The 22078-nt window shown below is 35.2% G+C and carries 19 protein-coding genes; 12 read left to right on the top strand and 7 right to left on the bottom strand.

Annotation, left to right across the window (positions count from 1 at the left end; translation table 11 throughout):
- The first annotated feature begins 19 nt into the window (after positions 1-19).
- Complete coding sequence (locus tag DLK05_RS06630) at positions 20-469, top strand: 6-pyruvoyl trahydropterin synthase family protein (protein WP_127343222.1); 450 nt, start codon at positions 20-22, stop codon at positions 467-469.
- A 234-nt stretch (positions 470-703) separates the two neighbouring features.
- A complete protein-coding gene (gene polA / locus DLK05_RS06625; RefSeq protein WP_127343221.1) occupies positions 704-3478 on the top strand; it encodes a DNA polymerase I in 2775 nt (924 codons plus the stop codon).
- Positions 3479-3556: 78 nt separating this feature from the next.
- On the opposite strand, the gene DLK05_RS06620 is transcribed toward polA, so the two are convergent.
- From DLK05_RS06620 to DLK05_RS06595, 6 genes are all read right to left on the bottom strand, one after another.
- Entirely contained in the window at positions 3557-5245 is a 1689-nt protein-coding gene (locus DLK05_RS06620; protein WP_127343220.1) for a S41 family peptidase, read from the bottom strand.
- Positions 5246-5537: 292 nt separating this feature from the next.
- Positions 5538-5735, bottom strand: coding sequence for a membrane protein insertion efficiency factor YidD (gene yidD, locus DLK05_RS06615; RefSeq protein ID WP_235831966.1), 198 nt, complete (start codon positions 5733-5735; stop codon positions 5538-5540).
- Positions 5719-6165, bottom strand: a complete 447-nt coding sequence (locus tag DLK05_RS06610) for a ribonuclease P protein component (protein ID WP_127343218.1) — start codon at positions 6163-6165, stop codon at positions 5719-5721. Before DLK05_RS06610 ends, yidD begins: the two co-directional genes overlap by 17 nt.
- Positions 6166-6227: 62 nt before the next feature.
- Positions 6228-6986 (bottom strand): uroporphyrinogen-III synthase, encoded by a 759-nt coding sequence (locus DLK05_RS06605; RefSeq protein WP_127343217.1) that lies wholly within the window; start codon positions 6984-6986, stop codon positions 6228-6230.
- Positions 6987-7023: 37 nt separating this feature from the next.
- A complete protein-coding gene (locus DLK05_RS06600; RefSeq protein WP_127343216.1) occupies positions 7024-7929 on the bottom strand; it encodes a DUF4271 domain-containing protein in 906 nt (301 codons plus the stop codon).
- Between the two features lie 112 nt (positions 7930-8041).
- A complete protein-coding gene (locus DLK05_RS06595) occupies positions 8042-8851 on the bottom strand; it encodes a 5'-nucleotidase, lipoprotein e(P4) family (RefSeq protein ID WP_127343215.1) in 810 nt (269 codons plus the stop codon).
- Positions 8852-9002: 151 nt separating this feature from the next.
- On the opposite strand from DLK05_RS06595, the gene DLK05_RS06590 reads away from it, so the two are divergent.
- From DLK05_RS06590 to DLK05_RS06565, 6 genes are all read left to right on the top strand, one after another.
- Positions 9003-9488: an RNA polymerase sigma factor gene (locus tag DLK05_RS06590; protein WP_127343214.1), complete on the top strand. Its 486-nt coding sequence runs from the start codon at positions 9003-9005 to the stop codon at positions 9486-9488.
- An 11-nt stretch (positions 9489-9499) separates the two neighbouring features.
- Positions 9500-10537, top strand: a complete 1038-nt coding sequence (locus tag DLK05_RS06585) for a hypothetical protein (protein WP_127343213.1) — start codon at positions 9500-9502, stop codon at positions 10535-10537.
- Between the two features lie 161 nt (positions 10538-10698).
- Positions 10699-11781 carry an outer membrane beta-barrel protein gene (locus DLK05_RS06580; RefSeq protein ID WP_127343212.1) on the top strand — a complete coding sequence of 361 codons (1083 nt, stop codon included), beginning with the start codon at positions 10699-10701 and terminating at the stop codon, positions 11779-11781.
- Positions 11782-11903: 122 nt separating this feature from the next.
- Positions 11904-13910, top strand: coding sequence for a tetratricopeptide repeat-containing sensor histidine kinase (locus DLK05_RS06575; protein WP_127343211.1), 2007 nt, complete (start codon positions 11904-11906; stop codon positions 13908-13910).
- 46 nt (positions 13911-13956) lie between these two features.
- Entirely contained in the window at positions 13957-14667 is a 711-nt protein-coding gene (pepE, locus tag DLK05_RS06570; RefSeq protein ID WP_127343210.1) for a dipeptidase PepE, read from the top strand.
- A 120-nt stretch (positions 14668-14787) separates the two neighbouring features.
- Positions 14788-16374, top strand: coding sequence for an aspartate:alanine exchanger family transporter (locus DLK05_RS06565; protein WP_209319762.1), 1587 nt, complete (start codon positions 14788-14790; stop codon positions 16372-16374).
- Positions 16375-16430: 56 nt separating this feature from the next.
- Here DLK05_RS06565 and DLK05_RS06560 read toward each other — a convergent pair whose 3' ends face one another.
- Complete coding sequence (locus DLK05_RS06560) at positions 16431-17201, bottom strand: exodeoxyribonuclease III (protein WP_127343208.1); 771 nt, start codon at positions 17199-17201, stop codon at positions 16431-16433.
- A gap of 623 nt (positions 17202-17824) precedes the next feature.
- Here DLK05_RS06560 and rsgA point away from each other — a divergent pair.
- From rsgA to DLK05_RS06540, 4 genes are all read left to right on the top strand, one after another.
- Positions 17825-18751 (top strand): ribosome small subunit-dependent GTPase A, encoded by a 927-nt coding sequence (gene rsgA, locus DLK05_RS06555; protein WP_127343207.1) that lies wholly within the window; start codon positions 17825-17827, stop codon positions 18749-18751.
- 54 nt (positions 18752-18805) lie between these two features.
- Positions 18806-19573, top strand: a complete 768-nt coding sequence (locus DLK05_RS06550) for a TIGR00266 family protein (protein WP_127343206.1) — start codon at positions 18806-18808, stop codon at positions 19571-19573.
- Positions 19574-19724: 151 nt separating this feature from the next.
- Complete coding sequence (gene mnmH, locus DLK05_RS06545; RefSeq protein WP_127343205.1) at positions 19725-20765, top strand: tRNA 2-selenouridine(34) synthase MnmH; 1041 nt, start codon at positions 19725-19727, stop codon at positions 20763-20765.
- Positions 20766-20846: 81 nt separating this feature from the next.
- Positions 20847-22031 carry a sensor histidine kinase gene (locus DLK05_RS06540; RefSeq protein WP_209319761.1) on the top strand — a complete coding sequence of 395 codons (1185 nt, stop codon included), beginning with the start codon at positions 20847-20849 and terminating at the stop codon, positions 22029-22031.
- Positions 22032-22078 lie beyond the last annotated feature (47 nt).

Genomic DNA, 22078 nt, shown 5'->3' with positions numbered 1-22078 from the left:
TTTTTTTTATGATGTAAACATGACGAAAGTAAGATTAACAAAGGAATTCCATTTTGAGATGGCACATGCTCTTTGGAATTACGATGGCTTGTGTAAAAATATTCATGGACATTCCTATATTCTTTTTGTAACAGTAATTGGTGAACCCAATAAGGATATTAAAAATCCAAAATTTGGAATGGTGATGGATTTTGGGGATTTGAAAAGGATTGTAAATCAGGAGATAGTGGATCAACTTGATCATGCATTGGTATTATCTGAGGCAACTCCAAATCTGGAGCGATTAAATATCCCTCAAATGTTCGAGCGATTTTTTATCACACCCTACCAACCAACCTGTGAGAATATGATTGCTGACTTTGCCGAACGAATTATAAGTAAATTACCTAATGAGGTAAACCTTCATTCCCTAAAATTACATGAAACTGCAACTTCATTTGCAGAATGGTATGCTTCAGATAATTTATAGATAAGGAAATATGTAGATTAAAACCTGGAAGAAATTCCGGGTTTTTTATTTGCTGAAAATTGGTAAATATTTATTTCTTCAGTTTTATTTCATTTTAGTCTAAATGAACGATACTACTCTTTAGGTTCAAAAAATTGTCGAAGAAAAAGTACAGACTATAAAATTGGGAATGGAAAATTGCTCAGGAGCGATTATCTTGTACTTTTGTTTCATAACAAATTAATTTTTGAATATATGCACTCATCAATTACCAATCCATCCAAAAAATTATTCCTTTTAGATGCTTTCGCACTGATATATCGATCCTACTATGCTTTTATTAAGAATCCACGCTATACTTCAACGGGAATCAATTCCTCAGCGATGCTTGGATTTACTAATACTTTATTAGAGGTTTTAGAAAAGGAAAAACCTTCCCACATTGCTGTGATCTTTGATCCGGTGGGACCAACTTTCCGCCATAAAATGTATAAGGAATACAAAGCCCAAAGACCTCCGATGCCAGAGGATTTAAGAAAATCTATTCCTTTTATAAAGGCGATTATTCAGGGTTTTAATATTCCGGAAATGGATGTGGAAGGTTACGAAGCTGATGATGTAATTGGGACTCTTGCGAAGAAAGCCGAAAAAGAGGGCTTTACTGTTTATATGATGACGCCAGATAAAGATTACGCCCAATTGGTGAGTGAGAATATATTCATGTTCAAGCCCAAAAGATCAGGAAAAGAAGTGGAAGTGTGGGGTGTTCCTGAAGTGCAGGAGAATTTTGGAATAGAATCCCCCGATCAGGTAGTTGATATTTTGGGTTTGATGGGAGATACTGCTGATAATATTCCTGGCTGTCCGGGGATTGGTCCCAAGACTGCACAAAAATTAATTGGACTATATAAATCCATCGATGGTTTATACGAAAATACCGATCAGCTTAAAGGAAAACAGAAGGAAAGAATTGTTGAATCAGAAGAACAAGTTCGTTTTTCAAAAGTTTTGGCAAAAATTGCATTGGATGTTCCGATAGATTTTATTGATGAAAAATTTAAATTGATAGATTTTGATGAAGGTAAATTGAGAGAAGTTTTTAAGGAATTAGAATTTTTCACATTAGCCGATCGTGTTTTTAAAAATCAAGGGGTTCTTTTTAGTTCTGAGAATCAAAAATCCATGGATAAGGAGTCGAAAGAGGTTAAAGAAGAGATTCTTAACGATATAAATACTTTGGATTGTAAGTTTTATATTATTGATAATAAGAAATCTAGAGCTGATTTAAGGGCGGAATTATGCGTTCAAAAAGAATTTGCATTTAGAACAATTTTATCCGATTCTGATCCAAATTCTTCAAAATTACTTGGAATGGCATTTTCATTTAAGACCAACAAGTCTTTTTTTGTTCCCATTCCAGAAAATTCTGAAGAAGCAAAAAAAGTTACCCAGGAGTTTCGCTATATTTTCGAAGATGAAAAAATTTTAAAGATTGGTCATGATTGCAAACGTGATATTTTGGCATTGCGTTGGCTGGGAGTTCATGTGAAGGGAGCATTTTTTGATACAATGATTTCTCATTATCTGATTCAGCCGGAATTAAAACATGAATTAGCTTTCATTTCGCAATCTATTTTGAATTATCAGATGTTGGAAACTGATGGCAAGTCAAAGCCAAAGCAGAAGCAATTGAGCTTAATGCTGGAGGAAGAACCAATCAAGTATGAATTATACTGCGAGGAAGTTGCAATAAATCTTAAGCTTAATACTGAATTGGAAAGCTTGATGAGTCAAAATAGTTTGATTGATTTATTCTATAAAGTTGAAATGCCTTTGATGCTGATTTTAGCAGATATGGAATTTAGAGGAGTACGAATTGATATTGATACCTTAAAGGAATATGCAATAGATTTGAATAAAGAGGTTGACAGGATTGAAAAAGAAATAAAAGAGATGGCTGGTGTTGATTTTAATGTAGCATCTCCAAAACAATTAGGTGAAGTTCTCTTCGACAAAATGGAATTGGACAGTAAGGCAAAAAAAACGAAATCAGGACAGTATTCTACTTCTGAAACCGTATTAACCAAGCTTAAAGGTAAAAATGAAATTATTCAAAAGATTCTGGATTTTAGATCTCTTAAAAAATTGATATCCACTTATGTAGAGGCTTTACCAACCTATGTTAATCCATCATCTGGTAAAATTCATACCACATTTAATCAAGCTGAGGCCGCCACTGGTCGATTGAGTTCAACAAATCCCAATCTTCAGAATATTCCTATCAGAACAGAGCAGGGGAGATATATCCGTAAAGCATTTATCCCGTCGAGCGAAGAACATATTTTTCTCTCGGCCGACTATTCTCAGGTAGAGTTGCGATTAATGGCACATATGAGTGAAGATCAAAATATGATTGATGCATTCAATCATCAGGTAGATTTTCATACGGCCACAGCTGCGAAAATCTATAATATCTCAGTGGAGGAGGTGAGTAAGGAAGAAAGGAGTCGAGCTAAAACGGCAAACTTTGGAATAATTTATGGGATTTCAGCATGGGGTCTGGCAGAGCGATTGGGAATCTCCAGAAATGAAGGAAAAGAGCTTATTACAGGCTATTTTGAATCCTATCCAAGGGTGAAACAGTTTATGGAGGAAAGTATCGAGAAAGCTCGTAAGGATGAATATGTAGAAACTATTATGGGGCGCCGACGCTATCTAAAGGATATCAATTCGAGTAATGCGATAGTTCGGGGAGTTGCAGAGCGAAATGCAATCAATGCTCCAATTCAAGGTTCAGCTGCTGATCTTATAAAAGTGGCTATGATTCATATTGATCAAAGAATGAAGAAAGAAGGATTAAAATCAAAAATGATAATTCAGGTACATGATGAATTGAACTTTGATTGTTTAAAATCAGAGCTAGATCAAATGAAAATCATCTTACGAGAAGAAATGGAAAATGCGGTGGCATTATCGGTTCCACTTACCGTGGATATGGGGGTTGGTAAGAATTGGCTGGAAGCTCATTAATTAGAGATAAATAAAAGAAAAAAGCTCATTCCAAAAATAATTTGGAATGAGCTTTTTCATGTTGGTTATATTCTAAAGTTATTTTAATTTTCGAGCGTGTAAACCTATACTACCATTCAATAATCCAGTATATTCCGTTTTATTTTCAAGTACTTCTATTGCTTTATTTAAGGTTTTGTCTTCATGTAAACTGTATTCAACACCACCTTTTTGATAGTAATATCTCTTCACAATTTCATGAGCAGTTAAGTCACTTATTTCATCTTTGAATCGAGTTAAATCCCGATCTAGGTTTGGGCTAAGTTTAGCAGCTAAAGCATCAAATTCGGTTGATGATATCTCATAATACTTTTCCTCTTTGGCTGATTTCTTTAAAGCATCAAGAAGCTCTGTACTTTCCGATTTATAATCAAACTTCTTCTCCTTAATGAACTTCGTAAAATCCTCAAAATCTTTATCGGATAATTTAAAATCTTTAATTGCAGGAATGCTTTCATGAGAATTAGCATACAAAGTTGCAAAATCAAAAATCATAAAATTACGGATCAGATTAATTGCTAAACTACTATACATTTCCGTTTTTACTTTAACATCAGGAAGGATACCTCCGCCGTCATAAACAGGTCTACCATCTTTTGTAAAATATTCAGTAATTAAAGAATCAGGAATTTTTCCAACACTACCATCAGCATTTCGGTTACTGTAATCTAAAGCCTGAATACATCTGCCACTAGGAATATAGTATTTGGCAGTGGTAACTTTTAATTTAGCATTGTAAGTAAGATTACGCGTTGTTTGAACCAATCCTTTACCAAAAGTTCGATTACCAACAATTACACCCCGATCCAGATCCTGAAGAGCGCCAGAAACAATTTCAGATGCAGAAGCAGATCCTCTATTCACTAATACAGCAATTGGAATATCAGGATCAAGAGGAGTTTTGCTGGCTTTATAATCTTTATCCCATTTAGATACTTTACCCTTTGTACTAACTATCTCTTCTCCTTTGTTTACGAATATATTTACAACATCAATGGCTTGATCAAGTAAACCACCAGGATTTCCTCTCAAATCTAATACAAGAGATTTGGCATGTTGTGATTTTAAATCAATTAAGGCAGCTTTTATTTCTCCTGCAGCTTTATCCGTAAATTGATTTAAATGAATATAACCTATAGAATCTGTAAGCATCCCGTAATAGGGAACCGATTTTAGTTGAATGTTTTCTCGAATCAGCTTTTTATCTAAAGGTTTATTGTAGCCTGGGCGTTTAATTTTAATATTTAAAGGGACATTGGCTTGTCCTTTTAATAAATTGCTGACGTCTTCGGTAGTTTTATTGGTTACTTTTGTCCCATTTATTTCCAACAAAACATCACCAGCTTTTAATCCGGCTTTAAAAGCTGGAAAACCTTCGTAAGGTTCTGCAATGATAACATCCTTATCATGCTTGCTGATTAATGCTCCAATACCAGCATACTGTCCGGTAGTCATCAACTTAAAATCTTCGATTTCAGCTTCCGGTATGTAAGTTGTGTAAGGATCCAAGGAGCTTAACATGGCATCCATACTTTTTTTAACCAAATCACCTGGATCTATCTCATCTACATAAAATAAATTCAGTTCGCGAAATAAAGTATAATAAATATTCAGGTTTTTACTGATTTCAAAATTTCTCTCGTCTCTGCTAAATCCCCAGAATGCTGCACTACAAAACAGTAAAATTACAATTGCCCAAATGGCTCCTGTTTTTCTTTGAAGCTTCATATGTTTTCTTTTAAATTGATATTTAATTTTCCTCCCCGAAGTATCGTCAGGCTCATTATTCACATCAATTTACCAATTAAAATTTATACAAAAAGTAAATTGATAAAAGCAAAGATAGCTAATCCCAATGTATTTTTGTGCCCATTAACATTTCTTAACCCTGCGATTCTTGATGTGAGGAACTGAAACAAAGGATGTTTTTTCAAACTTTAGTTACAACAGTTTAGTGATTTTATATCAATTAAAAATGCATTTAAGTAGAGAAAATACCATTGTAGTTTCCCAATCCAATTTAAGGAACAGGATCATGACCATGTCCACCCCAGGGATTGCAGGAAAGAATTCGTTTAATAGCCAAATAAGATCCTTTTAACGGGCCATGTTTTCTTAATGCTTGAATGGCGTAAGTAGAGCAGGTGGGAGTATATCGGCAAGCGGAGGGGGTAAGAGGAGAAATAAAGTATTGATAGAACCTAATCGGAAGAATCATGATGAAGAGCATCATCTTTTTTAAGTTTTTTAGAAAGCTTGTCATGTTCTAAAGGTATTCGTTGAATTGCTTTAATCAATTTAGATTCCATTTCATTTGATTTCAGAATGGTTTTAGGTAGATAAACCACCATAAAGGCAATCTGAATATCGCGTCTCCTTAATTCATCGTAAAAGGAAGTTTTATGAAGTCTGTAGATTTCTCTTATTCTTCGTTTAAGTAAATTACGCGTTACTGCTCTCTTAAAGTTTCGTTTAGCAACCGTTATGGCTACTTGTGCCGGATAAGTGGAATGTAGATCTGCTTCCTTCCATACGATACGAAATGGGTAACAAATAAAACCGTTTCCTTCAGAAAAAAGTTTTCCAATTAGGATTTTATGAGTTAGGCGTTCAGCTTTCTCAAAAGTAAAACGATTTTTTAATGGCATAGTACAAACATTCTACAAAAAAAGGGGAAGATATCCCCTTTTTCATTATGATGTGGTTTTGACTACTTGTCTTTATTTTCCTTATTGAATTTCTTAATAAACTGATCCAAAGCCATGGTCATTGATGGAGCCTGTGGCATAGGAGCTTGAATATCAAGACGTAATTTAGCATCGCTTACAGCTTTAGATGTTGTTGGTCCAAAGGCTGCAATAATTGTACTGTTTTGTTTAAACTCAGGGAAATTCTGAAGAAGAGAAGTAATTCCCGACGGACTGTAGAATGCTAAAATATCATAATTTACATCTGCTAAATCAGATAAATCACTACTCACCGTTCTATACAATATTGCTTTCGAATATTTTATTTTATTCTTGTCAAGCTGTGCCGGAATAGATTGTTTGTGTATGTCAGATAATGGAATTAAATACTTTTCTCCTTTGTGCTTTACAATGATTTCCATTAAATCTTCAAAGCGTTTTTCACCAAAGAATATTTTTCGTTTTCTGTATACGATATACTTTTGCAAATAGAAAGCAGTAGATTCAGAGATACAAAAATACTTCATTTCGTCAGGAACCACTATTCTTAAATCCTGACAGATTCTAAAGAAATGATCAATTGCAGTCCTGCTCGTAAAAATAACAGCAGTGTGCTCTAATATATTGATTCTTTCTTGTCTAAAATCTTTAGCAGAAATACCCTCCACTTGAATAAATGGGCGGAAATCAATTTTTAAATTGTATTTCTCTGCTAAATCAAAATAGGGTGACTTTTCGGTTTGTGGCTTAGGTTGTGAAACCAGTATAGTCTTGATTCTCAAAATACTACGGATTAGTTCGACAATTCGTTACACTTCCTTAAACAAATGATTTCATTAGTTTATAAATCATCACTAAGGGTAAAATTTCCAGTGCACAAAGGTACAAAATCATATAAAATATTGAAACATGTTTTCGAATTAATATTTTAAGACCTCTATTAAGTCTAAGAATGTAGAATCCAATTGTTAATATTAATCCGGTGTAGAGAAGAAGAGATATGGCATATTCGTTAATAAAAGGAACACTCAGAGTTATTGGTAATAGAAAAACCCCCAGATTTTTATTATAAATAAACACGGTATGTAAGTACTCGCGGCTTTCCTTTAAGGATTTAAAAATGTATCCTACACTCATTATAAACACGTATTTCGCTGCATATATTATAAGTAAACCGATGAGAAATAACAGAAAAAGCAGGGGATTTATTTTTTGAGGAGCCCTGTTTCCTATCTCCTCGTAATATTGTACCAGAAACAATGCAGCATTCACAAAAAATAAGGAATTCATGAAAATACTTCCTCGCAGGTTTCTGAGGTTTTTCTCTAAAAATAGATTATTAGTAACCTGATAATTAAAGATGGAAGCTATTACACGACTCATAAATTTGGCAAAAGAGAATCTGACAACTGCCAATAATACAAGTGCAAATAAAAGAATAGCGACCATCCAATCGTGATTACGACTATAAATTGGCTTTCCTTTTTCCCCAACGGGTAGCTGTACAGTCTGTTGAAAGGTAAATGTAGAATCATTAGACTGGTCAATAGAATCCCATACTAGAAAATTATTTTGAAACAATTTTATTTGTGATGTATCCTGAATAGTAGATTGAGGAATGTTATTTTCACCATTATCTTCATTAATTTTAAGGTTGACTTGCACAAGCTCTATGTCTAATACCGAAGTAGGAGTAGGTGTAAATGTAGGGTTTGATGTAGCCATGGCGGTCGGGAAACTTATTCAAGTGAACAAGCACAAAGATAATTTATTTTTTAGCAGCTTATACAGGGAATGTGAAAAGAAAGCCCGAGATTTACTTCGGGCTATTCTTTGATTATAACTCTTCGTATCCTATTAATTGTTTCTTTCGGAGTTCTTCTTTTTCTGAATTATTTAGTTTTTGATTACTTTTTAATACCTGTCTTTCCCAGGAGCCATACATTGGATTTGGTAAGATAATAAAGCGTTTGCCAAATAAATCTTTTAATGAATCAACTTGAACAAAACCAAAGTTATTGGATCGATCCTCAAATAATCCATCAAAATCTCCCATATTATCTCCAGCTAAAAGAACAATATTATGCGTTTTCATCACTTTATTTCTTCGAGTTGTTTTAAGGCTGGTATTTGTTTTTAAAAGCAAATGTTGAAAATCGGCATAGGGAAATCCTAATTTTTTAAGGTTGGAAAGTGTGCTTTTTGTGGCAGAAGTATCTCTGTTTGAAATATAAAAAGTTTCCACACCATTATTCGCAGCATATTTTAAAAATTCCAATGAACCGGGAGTTGCCCCAGCCTTTGCTTTATCCGTCCATTCTTTCCATGCTTGAGAGGAGAAATTTTTCTCACTACGGATAGAATTGGTTTCGAAAGGACTATTATCCAAAACTGTTTCATCAATATCCACAACCACAGCAAGGGGTTTATTTCCTTGTTTCGTCTCCATATAATTATCCAGCGAAACTTTGGCGATATTAAATGCTTGATAATAAAGAGCACGACATTCCGACGCTCGTTGATACCAGAGAGTGGACATTACAAGGTGTTCATTTGGATTTGTTCGTGTGGTTTTAGTCGTTGTGCAATTGCTGCAAGATGAAAATACAATTGCAAAAATCGATAATGAAAAAAATATTTTCTTCATGTAATTGGTTGTTTTAATTTTAATACTTTATCATGAAAATGATTAGATAGTTCTTTGGAGGGAATCGTAAAATGGTTTCTTTGTCGAAGATAATAAAAAGCCTGTAACTTTTAATAAGAATAAATCGTCTTAAAACAGACTACTTGCCAATATGAATCTTGCTCAATACAATAGAGTCGTATCCCTGTATGCTGATGCGGTATTTCGGTTTATCCTCAAAAATTTGAAAAATGAGGATAAGGCGAAAGATGTGGTGCAAGATAGTTTTGAAAAATTATGGAGAAATAAAGATCAGATAAATCCGGATAAGGTAAAGTCGTATTTATTCACCACAGCTTATCATACCATGATTGATATGATTCGAAAAGAGAAAAGAATTGAAGATTTTGATAGAGTGGAGGAATGCGATTATTCACATGTGGATCAATACTGTGATATTAAGGAAATTCTCAACATAGCATTAGACAGACTCTCAGAAATTCAACGCTCCGTTATTTTATTGAGAGATTATGAGGGTTATACCTATCAGGAAATTGCAAAAATTACAGATTTGAGCGAATCGCAGGTAAAAGTATATATCTATCGAGCCAGAAAACATTTAAAAAAATTCATTGGAAAAATCGAGACAATAGTATAGCAAAGAAGTAAATGAGGAAAATTACATTATATAATTATGAGACCTTCTTTTTGGATTATTTGGAAGGGAATCTAAGTAAGAAGGAGCATCTTTTGTTAGATGAATTTCTTTGTCGCTATCCTCATTTACGCCTGGAACTGGAAGAAATGGATTTGTTCATTCTTCCTGGCGAGCAGATAAATTTCAATAAGGAAAAGCTACAATCTATACCTTTTCGAAGTGAATTTGATGATTATTGTGTCGCAAAACTTGAGGGAGATTTGGATGCTGACGAAGCGATAGCTTTCAATGAATTTATATCCGCCAATAAAGCTTATAGGCAAGATTGGAATTCCTATGAAAAGAGCATTGCTATTCCGGATTTATCTATAGGGTATCCGGATAAAAGTGAGCTTCAAAAGAAAAGTAAATTGATACCATTCTGGTTCTTTGGCACAGGAATCGCAGCCTCTGTTCTCCTGTTTTTTTCCATTTGGAATAATCCTAATTTGAAATCCAATCCTGAAATTGTAAAATCAAATGTTCCTGTTAAAATACTTCCCCCTCCTGTTCTTAATAAGGTGGAAGTAAAAAAGGAGGACAACATAACTCCTTTTGCATATGCTTCCTTAGCCAAGAATAAATCTAATACTAAAAAAATTAAAGTTGGGAAATCTGTAGTAGTTCATTCTTCTCGAATTCCTCTTAAAAATGAGATTGAAAATGAAATTGTTAAAGTAAGTGTTCCAAAAATTAATCTAGCACCAATAGAGAAACCTCTTGATAATAAAAAACAAAAGGTGAATCTGGAATATTCCAAAATTTCACCAAACGAAATGATTGCTCAAAAAACCGGTTTGAATCAGTTAGGAATGGAATGGAAATCAAGTCTTCCTGAAAAGAATGGGAAGAAGACCTTTTTATATGCTGTTGCCAAATATGGGGTAGATAAATTAGGAGAGATTGCAGGCAAAAGAATTCAGATTCAAAAAAAATACGATTCAGAGACTGAGAAAAGCCGCTTAAGTTTTAACTCTACTGGTATTGGATTTAGTACAACAGTAAAATAGATCTGCGATCCCATTTCATACAAAATTGTCATACTGTAACAAAATAGCATCTGTATCGTCTCACAAATGTTACAGCTACTATGGAATTAACTACCTGCAGAAGTTTGATTCTCTAGTCTCGTTTAAAATATCAAAAAGAATATTTATTTAAATTAAATACGATGAAAAAATTTCTAATGATTTGTCTTTCCTTTTCGCTGTGTTCCATTTTGCAAGCACAGAATGTTCAGGACACGCTTCAATCAGATAGTCTTAAAAAGAAAAATATTTTAATTGAGGATAGCTGGTCGACCAAGCCTCAGAAGCACGAAATAGTTAAAAAAGACTCATTTCATATATCTACTAACAATTCGGATACCACTAAACTGAAATTCATGAAAAAGAACATCGTGAAAGTCGTGGAGGAGGATAATGGAGCTAAAATTAAGATTGGAAAAATAGGAAAGTTATCCTATCAGGAAGATAGAGATACCACCAAAATACGAATTGGCGGAAAGCAAATCAATATCATTGATGGGTGGCATGGAACGCGTGTTCGAATAGAAAAAGTACAACCCTGGGATCCAAATCAGGATAAGTTCTTTGTGGAGGAAGAAAAAGATTTTCGCGGACACTGGGCTGGTTTCGAAATGGGAATAAACGGATTGGCAGAAGAGAATTATAGTGGATATATTTCAGATTTAAATGGTTTTATTGATTTGAATTTGGCAAAATCGATTGCGGTTAATCTCAATTTTTTGCAGTATGATATTAGCTTGCAAAAGGAAAGAAATACCATTGGACTTGTAACTGGTTTGGGTTTGGAATGGAATAATTACCGCTTTGATAGTGATATGACTTTAGAAAAAGATATTTCAGGAAAAATACAACCGGTAGGATTCAATCCAGAATGGAATATAAAGAAATCTAAACTTACTTCAATTTACTTAACCGTTCCCTTATTACTCGAATTTCAAATACCTGTGAAATACAATACAAGAAGGGTACATCTCGCAGCTGGTGTAGTTGGGGGACTCAGACTAGGAACACATTCTAAAATAAAATATAAATTTAAAGGGAACACACACAAGGATAAGGATCATGATGATTTTAATTTGAAAACCCTTAGATATGGAGCACAGGTTCGATTGGGATATAGATCTTTAAACTTATTTGGCACCTATGGATTAACGAATCTATTTGAAAAAAACAAAGGACCGGAAATGGTTCCTTATACCGTTGGAATAACATTAGTGACTTTTTAAAAAATCACCTATTTGTTTGTTCTAAACCGGATGCTTTGCAATCCGGTTTTTTTTTTATTGTGTAGGCTTTCCAAAATTTGACCAATATTGAAATATGTAGCATAAAATTGTATATTAGGGGAATGAAAAAAAATCTCCCTATCCTGTTTTTGATAGTTTCTCTATGCTTTTGTCAGTCTGCTTTTGGTGAATTTCAGAACAGATTAGATAGCCTCAATAACCGCTACGGAAAAGTATATGGCCGCGAGAAACTAGAAACATTATTAGAGATAAGTCGGGAATATTGGAATATCGAACCCAACAAAGGAGTTGAATTGGGCTCTCAAGCTTTAGCTTTAGCGCAAAATCTGGATTATAGTAAGCAAGTTGTAAAGGCTTTGTATTATCTGGGAACGGCCTATTATTACAACAACCAATATGATAATGCTCTGGATTATTTATTGCAGGCTCATCGGTTTGCTAGCAATCATGACTATAAAAAATATTTGGCAGATATTAGTATCCAATTGGCTACGGTTTATTACCAGTCCGGAAAACTAAAAAAATCCTATGATTACACTATTACAGCGCTTGATATTTATGAAAGTCAAGGAGATAGTTGTGGTGTAGCAAATTGCCAAAACCTATTGGGTATATACTATATGGGAATTCATGAATATGATCGAGCTATTGATTATTTTCAAAATGGATTAAAATTAGGAAAAGAATTGTCAAAAAAATCGATTATTGGATCGATATTGAATGACTTGGGAAGTCTTTATACGGTGATGGGAGACACTTTGAAGGCCATACGAACCTATAAAGAAGCAGTTAAATATCAAAAGAGCAGTGTTCCCAATTATAAAAGTGGGGAATTCGAATTAAATTTAGGTCATTTGTATATTCTACATGGAGAATTAGCCCGGGCTAAAATGTATTTATCACAAGGATTGCGTACAGCAAAAGCATTGAAGTCAAAACGATTATTAAGGGATTATTACAAATATATGGCCCTTTTTTACACTAAAAATGAGGAGGATCACAATTCTGTGATAGCATATCAAACCCAGCAAGCTTATCAGGATTCATTAGCTGCCGATCAATTGGCAAATAAAATTGAGGATTTAGATTCCAGGCATGCTATTGAAGTGAAAAATCAGGAAAATCAGGAATTACGGGCAGAAAACCAAACTCAGCAGTTGGAAATTACTCGTCAATATATTGTCGGACTCCTCATTCTATTAGTATTACTTGTTGCCATATTTTTACTCACCTTCAGGTATCGAAACAATCTTAAAGATAATGAGTTGTTGTATTTAAGGAATCGCTTGGTTAGTCAGCACCAGGAAGAGCTGATTAGTGCAATGAAACGATTAAAAAATAGTGAAGATAAATTGCGAAAAGCAAATGAAACCAAGGATAAAATGTTCTCGCTAATTGCTCACGATTTACGTGGAGCAATTGGAAATATCAGTAATGGATTAAGAATGTATCTTGGTGATGAGGATTTAAATCTTAGTGAAGAAGACAAAAAGGAGTTTTTGCAGGCTTTATTTCATTCCTCCGATAATGCATATGAACTATTGGAAAACCTGTTGTTCTGGGCAAAAAACCAAACTAAAAGTATTACTGCAAATAAACAAATGGTTGATGCGAGTTCAATCATAAATTCAAACATTGGTTTGTTAGGCGATTTGGCTAAAATAAAATCCATAAAATTATTTACTTCATCGAATCCTAGTGTAGAAGTATTTGTCGATTGGAATATGATCAATACGGTTTTAAGGAATCTTATTTCAAATGCCATAAAATTCACCAATAAAGATGGAAGTATCGAGATTAATTCTCAGATAGGGGAGTATTTCGTGAAAATTTCGGTGAAGGATGATGGCATTGGAATGATGCCGGAACAGATTGAAAATATTTTTGATGGAAAAACAACGGATGGTACGGCTAACGAAAAAGGAACCGGTCTTGGTTTGACTTTATGCCGTGATTTCTTGATTAAAAACAAAGGAAAACTCTATGTGGAGAGTACGGTAGATAAGGGAAGTACTTTTTCTTTTATTATTCCGCGCCGCCCTATGAGTCAGGCAAAATTTGAGGAATTACTGCATAAAGAGAGCTCAATTTCATTAGTAAATAGTTAATTTTAAGGCGAAAATTATTCAAACACTTAAACAAAACAACCAAAAAATGAGATTATTATTGATTAGCAACTCCACCATGTCGGGTGAGGAATATCTGGATTATCCTAAAAATAACATTAAGGATTTTTTAGGCGATAAGCCGGTAAAAGCATTGTTTATACCATATGCCGGAGTAAGCTTTTCCTTTGATGAATATGAGGAGAAAGTAAAAGATAAGTTCAATGAAATTGGACACGATATTGTGTCTATTCATCATTTTGATGATCCGGTGAAAGCAGTATTGGAGGCAGAGGCAATTGTTGTTGGAGGTGGCAGTACCTGGAATTTAACTCACCTAATTCATAAGAATAAATTGACGGATGCTATCCGTAAAAAGGTGATGGACGAAAAAGCACCATATATTGGATGGAGTGCAGGATCAAATTTGAGTTGTCCTACGATAAAAACTACCAACGATATGCCGATAATTGATCCACTGGGATTTGAAGCTTTAAACTTGATTCCTTTCCAGATCAATCCGCACTATTTAGATAAAAATCCTGATGGTCACGGTGGGGAAACCAGAGAGGATAGAATTAATGAATTTATGGTGTTGAATACCGATATGTATATTGCCGGATTGCGCGAAGGAACTATGTTCTTGGTTGAGGATGGTAAAATTAGCATGATTGGAGATCGAAATTGCCGTATCTTCAAACATGGAATCGAAGCTTATGAATTAAGTGCAAAAGATGATTTTAATTTTCTGATGAAATAATATATTATACTATAAATAAAGAAGCGATTGGAATTAGTTTCAATCGCTTTTTTATTTTTGAATTTCTACCTTTGAACCATATTTTATAAAATCTAACTAATAACCAAATTTAATTTGATAATGAGTTTATTAACCTCAACTTATTTTGTTCTTTTTTTAATCATAGCCATCGGTTTTATTGTCGGGAAAATAAAAATTAAAGGAATTTCTCTGGATATTTCCGCGGTAATCTTTGTTGCATTGGTATTTGGCCATTTTGGAGTAAGTATCCCAAACGACATTCAGAAAATCGGACTAACTCTATTCATTTTTACTATTGGAATACAAGCTGGTCCCGGATTTTTTGAATCCTTTAAAAAGAATGGCAGAGAATTAATTGTTCTGGCTTTTGTTTTGGTGGGAAGCGCTTCCTTGGTAACTATTGCATTCGTATGGATTTTTAATATTGATATGGATATTGCAATTGGATTATTGACCGGATCCTTAACCAGCACCCCTGGATTGGCAGCAGCTATTGAGACTACAAAATCTTCCATGGCCTCTATTGGTTATGGTATTGCTTACCCATTTGGAGTAATTGGAGTAATTCTTTTTGTGAGATTATATCCCAAATTGATGAAAATCAATATTGAAAAAGAAGCGGAGAAAATTGAATCTGAAGCACAGAAGAATTATCCTCAGTTATTTAATAAAAATCTGATTGTTGAGAATGAAAGTATTGAAGGGAAGAGTATCAGGGAATTGAAAATTCGAGCCATGACTCAGGCTAATATTTCGCGTATCATGCATAAAGGGCAAACCATTGTTCCTGTTCCGGATACAGTTCTTGAACTTGGCGATATCGTTAAACTAATTGGAAGCAAGGAGGCTATCGAAAACGCACGAATGCTGATAGGAGGAGAAACCGACAAAAAAATCCCTTTAAGCAAAGAATATACAGTGGAATCGGTGCTTGTAACCAATAAACAAGTTGTAAATAAAACTATCGGACAATTAAATGTTCTATCTAATTATAATGCACGCGTAACCAGAATCCGACGTGCAGGAATCGATATTGTTCCCAGTTCCAAATCAGCAGTTCATTTTGGAGATAAACTTGTAGTTGCCTGTGGAACAGGTAATATTAAAAATGTGCGGCATCTGTTCGGTAACGATAGTAAGAAATTATCCGACACCGACTTCTTTCCTATAGCAACCGGAATTGTGTTGGGAGTATTGGTAGGGCAATTAAAAATCTCCTTTTCTGATAATTTCACCTTTAGTTTGGGATTAACAGGTGGTGTTTTAATGGTGGCACTCATCCTAAGTAGAATAGGTAAAACAGGACCTATTTTGTGGACCATGTCCGGATCATCCAACCAACTGCTTCGGCAATTGGGTTTGCTGATGTTTCTTGCAGTGGTGGGAACCAGTGCCGGAGCTCATTTAGTCGAAACCTTTCGGGAATCAGGCTTATTACTGTTTGGAATAGGCATCGGCATTACCTTGTTACCGATGATAATTACCACACTTATCGGGCATTTTTTACTAAAAATGAATGTCTTGAATTTATTAGGTGCTTTAACCGGAAGTATGACCAGTACGCCAGGCTTGGCAGCAGTAGATGGTATGGCAGATTCCAATGCACAATCAATAGCCTATGCAACGGTTTATCCCATTGCCATGGTGTTTTTAATTATCTGTGTTCAGATTATGAGTTTATTATAAAGAGGAGAGGCTGTATCCGATATAGATGCAGCCTCTCTATTTAATATCAGAAATTCTTAAAATTCTACTTCAACCACCACAGGACAATGATCAGAGTGAACAACATCACTTAAGATGGAAGCTCCTTTCAGCTTGTGTTTAAGCGGTTCGCTCACCATATGGTAATCGATTCTCCAGCCTAAATTTTTCCCTCTGGAACCAGCTCTGTAACTCCACCAGCTATATTGATCCGGACTTGGATCAAATTCCCGAAAACTATCGATAAACCCACTGGCAATAAATTGACTCACCCATTCTCTTTCCTCCGGTAAAAAGCCCGAAACATTCTTTTTCTTTTCGGGTCGGCTGATATCAATAGCTTTGTGACAGATGTTATAATCTCCACCGATAATTAAATTGGGTCTTTCCTTTTTCAGGTTCGTGATGTAATCCTGAAAATAAGCCAGCCACTCCATTTTATAATCCTGACGCGGACCTCCGGTTGTACCGGATGGATGGTAAGTGCTAAAAACAGAGATGTCTCCAAAATCAGCTCTGATAGCTCTTCCTTCCACGTCATATTTTGGATTATTTACGCCTCTAATAATTAAATCCGGTTTTTCTTTGCTCAGAATGCCAACACCACTATATCCTTTCTTTTCTGCCGAAAACCAATAACAATGGTAACCCAATTCTTCGAACAAATGCGTTTCAATCTGTTCGGGCTGAGCTTTGGTTTCCTGTATCAGGAGGATATCAGGATTTTCCTGTTTCAACCACCCAACTAAATCTTTACCGATTGCCGCACGAATACCATTTACATTATAACTGATGATTTTTCTTTGCATATTTTCTGCTTGTAGGTTAAGATTCTAAAGATGTTCAAAACTTAAAAAGAATGCAAACAGATTAATATTTAAACCATCCGGATTTAATTGAAAAAGCTAAATTCTTTTGCATTTTATTCTAAATGGGGCAGATTACCAGCCATTGGTGAAATTTATAATTCATCAGTAGAATAGACATTCTATTAGCAAAGAAAAACCACGAAAAGCCAAAGGGGAGGGGAAAAAATACGGGAAAATATCTCCGGAGTAGGGGGAAATCCTAAAAAGTGAGGGGAATTATCAAAAAGTGCGGGAAAATTGCTCCGGAGTGCCAGAAAGTCAGGTGAAAGTGAGGGGAAAAGCTAAAAAGCTGGGGGAATTGTAAAAAAGTGCCAGAAAGTCAGAAAAAGTAAATCATCAAACAAAGGGGCTTTGGGGAAATGAAAAATTGCTTATTGCAGGCAGATGCTTTTCCCAGACATAATTACTAGTAGAATGTAGCTTGAAAATGATCGTTTAAATAGCTGGAATCAGAAATACTTTTGTTCCAGTATTCAGCTACTTTTCAGAATCGGGCATCTAGTTGTTTAATTAGGGCTTAAAATTGCTCGGAATCAACTATTTTTGTAAAAAAAAGAGAGACATTGAAAGAAGGATTAGTAATAAAATCAACGGGAAGTTGGTATACGGTAAAGACCGCAGAAGGAGAAATTCACAATTGTAGGATTAAGGGCAAGTTTAGGATGGAAGGAATTCGTACGACTAACCCAATAGCAGTTGGGGACATGGTGGATTTTGAATCGAATAAGGATGCGGAAGTGATTGTAGGAATTCACGATCGTAAAAATTATATCATCAGAAAATCTTCCAATCTCTCCAAGCGAAGTCAGATTATTGCATCGAATGTAGACCAGGCTTTTTTGATTGTTACGGTAAATTATCCTCTAACCACCACTACTTTTATTGATCGTTTTTTAACAGCAGCCGAAGCTTATCGTATTCCGGTTCGATTGATTTTTAATAAGATCGATCGCTATAGACCGAATGATATGGTTCGCTTGAGCGAGCTAAAAAACACCTATGAAAAAATAGGATATAAATGCTTCGAAATATCTGCCAAAAAAGAAATTCATTTAGATGTGATTAAAGAGACCCTGAAGGGAAAGATTAATTTGTTATCCGGACATTCAGGTGTAGGCAAATCTACTTTGATAAACGCAATCCAGCCCGGACTGGATCTAAAAACAGGAGAAATATCCGAATCTCATGCGCAGGGAAAGCATACTACTACCTTCTCAGAGATGTTCGAGTTAGATTTTAGCGGTTATATTATCGATACTCCGGGCATTAGAGGATTCGGAACTATTGATATGGAAAAGGAAGAAATGTCTCATTTTTTTCCGGAAATATTTAAAATTTCAAAAAACTGCCAATTTCATAATTGCAGTCACATCCACGAACCAGGTTGCGCGGTAAAAGCAGCCGTGGAGGAAGGGGAAATCAGCTTAAGCAGATACGAAAGCTACCTGGGAATGATTTTAGAGGATGAGGATAACAAATACAGAATTTAGCTTATTCATAGATAGTAATTTCAATATAATATTTCACATCTAACATCAGGGCAAATGAAATCACACGAAATTGATTACAAGATATTTGGAAACGATATTCAGTTGGTAGAAATTGAATTAGATCCTAATGAAACAGTAATTGCGGAAGCTGGTGCGATGTCTTATATGGAGGAAGGAATAGTTTTCGAAACAAAAATGGGAGATGGTTCGGAGCCGGAGCAGGGTTTGTTTGGAAAATTACTATCTGCAGGTTCCCGATTGATAACCGGAGAATCTCTCTTTTTAACTCATTTTACACATCGTGGAAGCGGAAAATCCAGAGTGGCTTTTGCAGCTCCCTATCCTGGAACAATAATGCCAATAGATTTGAGTCAAACTGGTGGTTCTCTCATTGTTCAGAAGGATGGTTTTTTGTGTGCAGCCTTAGGAACTAAGGTGAGCATTACTTTTAATCAGAAAATTGGATCTGCCTTATTTGGAGGCGAAGGATTCATTTTGCAGCGCTTGGAGGGAGATGGAAGAGCATTTGTTCATGCGGGAGGAACTGTAATCGAAAAACAGTTAAATAATCAAACACTTCGCGTGGATACAGGTTGTGTGGTAGCTTTTGAAGAAGGAATTGATTTCTCGGTAGAAAAGGCCGGGGGTTTAAAATCAATGTTTTTTGGTGGCGAGGGTATATTCCTGGCAACCCTAAGAGGAACAGGAAAAGTCTGGTTGCAATCCATGCCAATTCGCAAACTGGTGAAGGCGATTGCTCCAAGTGGCCAAAACCGAAGGAAAGGAGCCAGCTCTATTTTGGGTGAATTTCTTGAAGATTAGAAAACAGATATAAAAAAATAGGAGAAGCACGTCATTTGTACGTGCTTTTTTTTAAAATTTGCACGATACAAAAGGGGGAGGAATCGGATAGGGAATTTGCGATTTTACCTTCATGGTCTTATCTGTGAAGAGGCAGAATAAAAATTAAAATATGGCAGTATTACTTGAACCAAAAGAATTTATTGAGTTAGGGAATTCTATCCCGATGATCGATGTTAGAACAATTGCTGAGTTTGAGCAAGGTCATATTCCCGGAGCCAAAAGCTTGCCTATTTTCACAAATGATGAAAGAGCCTTAGTGGGAACAAAATACAAACGTGCCGGAAAGGATTCTGCAGTTCTTCTGGGATTGGAACTAGTAGGCCCTAAACTTGCCAGATTTGTGCGAATGGCAAAGAAAATATCACCTCAAAAAGAAATTCTCATTCATTGCTGGAGAGGCGGAATGCGCAGCGGAAGTATGGCCTGGTTGTTCGAAACAGCAGGATTTAAAGTGTACTTGTTAAAAGGAGGATATAAAGCCTATCGAGCTTATATACGGGAGCAGTTTGCTAAAAATTCGGAATTGATTGTCTTAGGAGGAATGACAGGTAGTGGCAAAACAGAAGTCTTGCAAGAATTAAAAAAGATGGGGCAGCAAGTTCTGGATTTGGAAGGATTAGCAAATCATAAAGGATCTGTTTTTGGGGCTCTGGGACAAGACGACCAACCTACAAATGAAAATTTCGACAATGAAATGGCCAAAGTGTGGATGGGTTTTGATTTGAATCAACCAATTTGGCTCGAAGATGAAAGTAAATCTATTGGTTCTGTTTGGATCAATGATATTCTTTACGAAAAAATGCGCAATACAACAGTTGTGCAAATGAGAATGCCCAAAGAGGAACGAATTAATCGCCTGGTAAAAGAGTATGCTAACTTTGAGACAGATGCTTTGCGTGAGATTATTCTAAAGATAGAAAAGCGTCTGGGAGGGCAAAATGTAAAAATGGCTTTTGAATATTTAGAAAATAAAGATTATCATGCTGTAGCTGATTTAAGCCTGATATACTACGATAAGGCTTATATGCACGGATTGGAGAAGAGGGAGAAAGAAACCGTGCTACCTATTGATTTACCTAAGGATAATCCCTTCGATAATGCCAAGGCTATTTTGGAGTTTTATAAGCAGAAATCAAATGGAGTTTTTTGATCGATTAATAAGCGAATGAATCCTTGTTAATATTCAGTTCTTATCTGGATTTTTTGAATTCGAAATAAGAATTCATCCGATTTGTCGTTACCTTTAAAGGAAACCATTCAACCAACTGTTTTGGACATCTACCTTAAAAATAGAAACTGGAAATACTATTTTCTACTGATTGCTATCTTCATCATTACCGGATCAATTTTTTACACGAATAATTTGGTGAAAAAATTGGGGAGAGAGGAAGTAAAAAAAGTAGAATTGTGGGCAGAAGGAATCCGAAGTCTGCAATTAAATCCCGATCAGGATGTTTCCTTAATCAACCGTATTCTGGAGCAAAATGAAACCATACCGGTTATTTTGGTTGACGATAGTGGGAATATAATCGATTATAGAAATATTAAAGTATCCGAGCAGAAAAAAGATAAAATCCTCCGAAAGAAACTTCGGGCAATGAAGGAGGAAAATCATTCCATCGAAGTGGATCTGGTGAATGGCAAAAATTATATTTATTTCGATGATTCCAGCCTCTTGAATCATTTAGCCTGGTATCCGTTCATTCAACTGGGAGCCATCATTACGTTTATTTTAATTGCCTTTATTGCATTTTCCTATTCTAAATCAGCGGAACAAAATCAAGTTTGGGTGGGCATGTCGAAAGAAACGGCTCACCAACTGGGAACGCCAATTAGTTCCTTAATGGCCTGGATGGAATTGATCAAATTGGGGAATTTGGATGATCATCTTGCCAAAGAAATGGCCAAAGATGTCAGCCGACTGGAGGTTATTACAGAGCGTTTCTCAAAAATTGGTTCTAAACCGGTTTTAAAGCCAGGTAATCTAATGCTGCAATTAAATAACAGCATCGAATATCTCAAAAAAAGAACCTCCGGTAAGGTGGATTTTATTTTGGAGGATAAAAGGTCGAGTAAAGAAAATATTCCTGTTAACGCTGAATTATTTTCCTGGGTAATCGAAAATCTGACTAAAAATGCAGTGGATGCAATGGATGGCAAAGGAGTTTTGCGCTTTTCATTATTCGAAAAAGGAGAACAATTGGTTTTGGATATTCGGGATACGGGGAAAGGAATAACAAAGAAACATCACAAAACTATATTCAAACCAGGATTCACCTCTAAGAAAAGAGGTTGGGGCTTGGGTTTATCACTGTCAAAGCGAATTATAGAGAACTATCATAGAGGTAAAATTTTTGTTGTAAGTTCTGAAATTGGGAAGGGAACTCTGTTTCGAATCATTTTACCAACAAAATGAACTAATTAGCTTTCAAATACTTCATTTTTTTTTGAAAGCATAAAAGA

The sequence above is a fragment of the Ancylomarina longa genome (assembly GCF_003996985.1).
In the GTDB taxonomy this organism is placed as follows: Bacteria; Bacteroidota; Bacteroidia; order Bacteroidales; family Marinifilaceae; genus Ancylomarina_A; species Ancylomarina_A longa.
The sequence above is the reverse complement of the archived record's forward strand: the minus strand, read 5'-3'. Positions and strand labels throughout refer to the sequence as shown.

Bases quoted from the DNA above. Each gene is read 5' to 3' on its own strand.
- DLK05_RS06630 (WP_127343222.1), top strand. From the start codon at position 20: ATGACGAAAGTAAGATTAACAAAGGAATTCCATTTTGAGATGGCACAT.
- polA (WP_127343221.1), top strand. From the start codon at position 704: ATGCACTCATCAATTACCAATCCATCCAAAAAATTATTCCTTTTAGAT.
- DLK05_RS06620 (WP_127343220.1), bottom strand. From the start codon at position 5,245: ATGAAGCTTCAAAGAAAAACAGGAGCCATTTGGGCAATTGTAATTTTA.
- yidD (WP_235831966.1), bottom strand. From the start codon at position 5,735: ATGATTCTTCCGATTAGGTTCTATCAATACTTTATTTCTCCTCTTACC.
- DLK05_RS06610 (WP_127343218.1), bottom strand. From the start codon at position 6,165: ATGCCATTAAAAAATCGTTTTACTTTTGAGAAAGCTGAACGCCTAACT.
- DLK05_RS06600 (WP_127343216.1), bottom strand. From the start codon at position 7,929: ATGGCTACATCAAACCCTACATTTACACCTACTCCTACTTCGGTATTA.
- DLK05_RS06595 (WP_127343215.1), bottom strand. From the start codon at position 8,851: ATGAAGAAAATATTTTTTTCATTATCGATTTTTGCAATTGTATTTTCA.
- DLK05_RS06590 (WP_127343214.1), top strand. From the start codon at position 9,003: ATGAATCTTGCTCAATACAATAGAGTCGTATCCCTGTATGCTGATGCG.
- DLK05_RS06585 (WP_127343213.1), top strand. From the start codon at position 9,500: ATGAGGAAAATTACATTATATAATTATGAGACCTTCTTTTTGGATTAT.
- DLK05_RS06580 (WP_127343212.1), top strand. From the start codon at position 10,699: ATGAAAAAATTTCTAATGATTTGTCTTTCCTTTTCGCTGTGTTCCATT.
- DLK05_RS06575 (WP_127343211.1), top strand. From the start codon at position 11,904: ATGAAAAAAAATCTCCCTATCCTGTTTTTGATAGTTTCTCTATGCTTT.
- pepE (WP_127343210.1), top strand. From the start codon at position 13,957: ATGAGATTATTATTGATTAGCAACTCCACCATGTCGGGTGAGGAATAT.
- DLK05_RS06565 (WP_209319762.1), top strand. From the start codon at position 14,788: ATGAGTTTATTAACCTCAACTTATTTTGTTCTTTTTTTAATCATAGCC.
- DLK05_RS06560 (WP_127343208.1), bottom strand. From the start codon at position 17,201: ATGCAAAGAAAAATCATCAGTTATAATGTAAATGGTATTCGTGCGGCA.
- DLK05_RS06550 (WP_127343206.1), top strand. From the start codon at position 18,806: ATGAAATCACACGAAATTGATTACAAGATATTTGGAAACGATATTCAG.
- mnmH (WP_127343205.1), top strand. From the start codon at position 19,725: ATGGCAGTATTACTTGAACCAAAAGAATTTATTGAGTTAGGGAATTCT.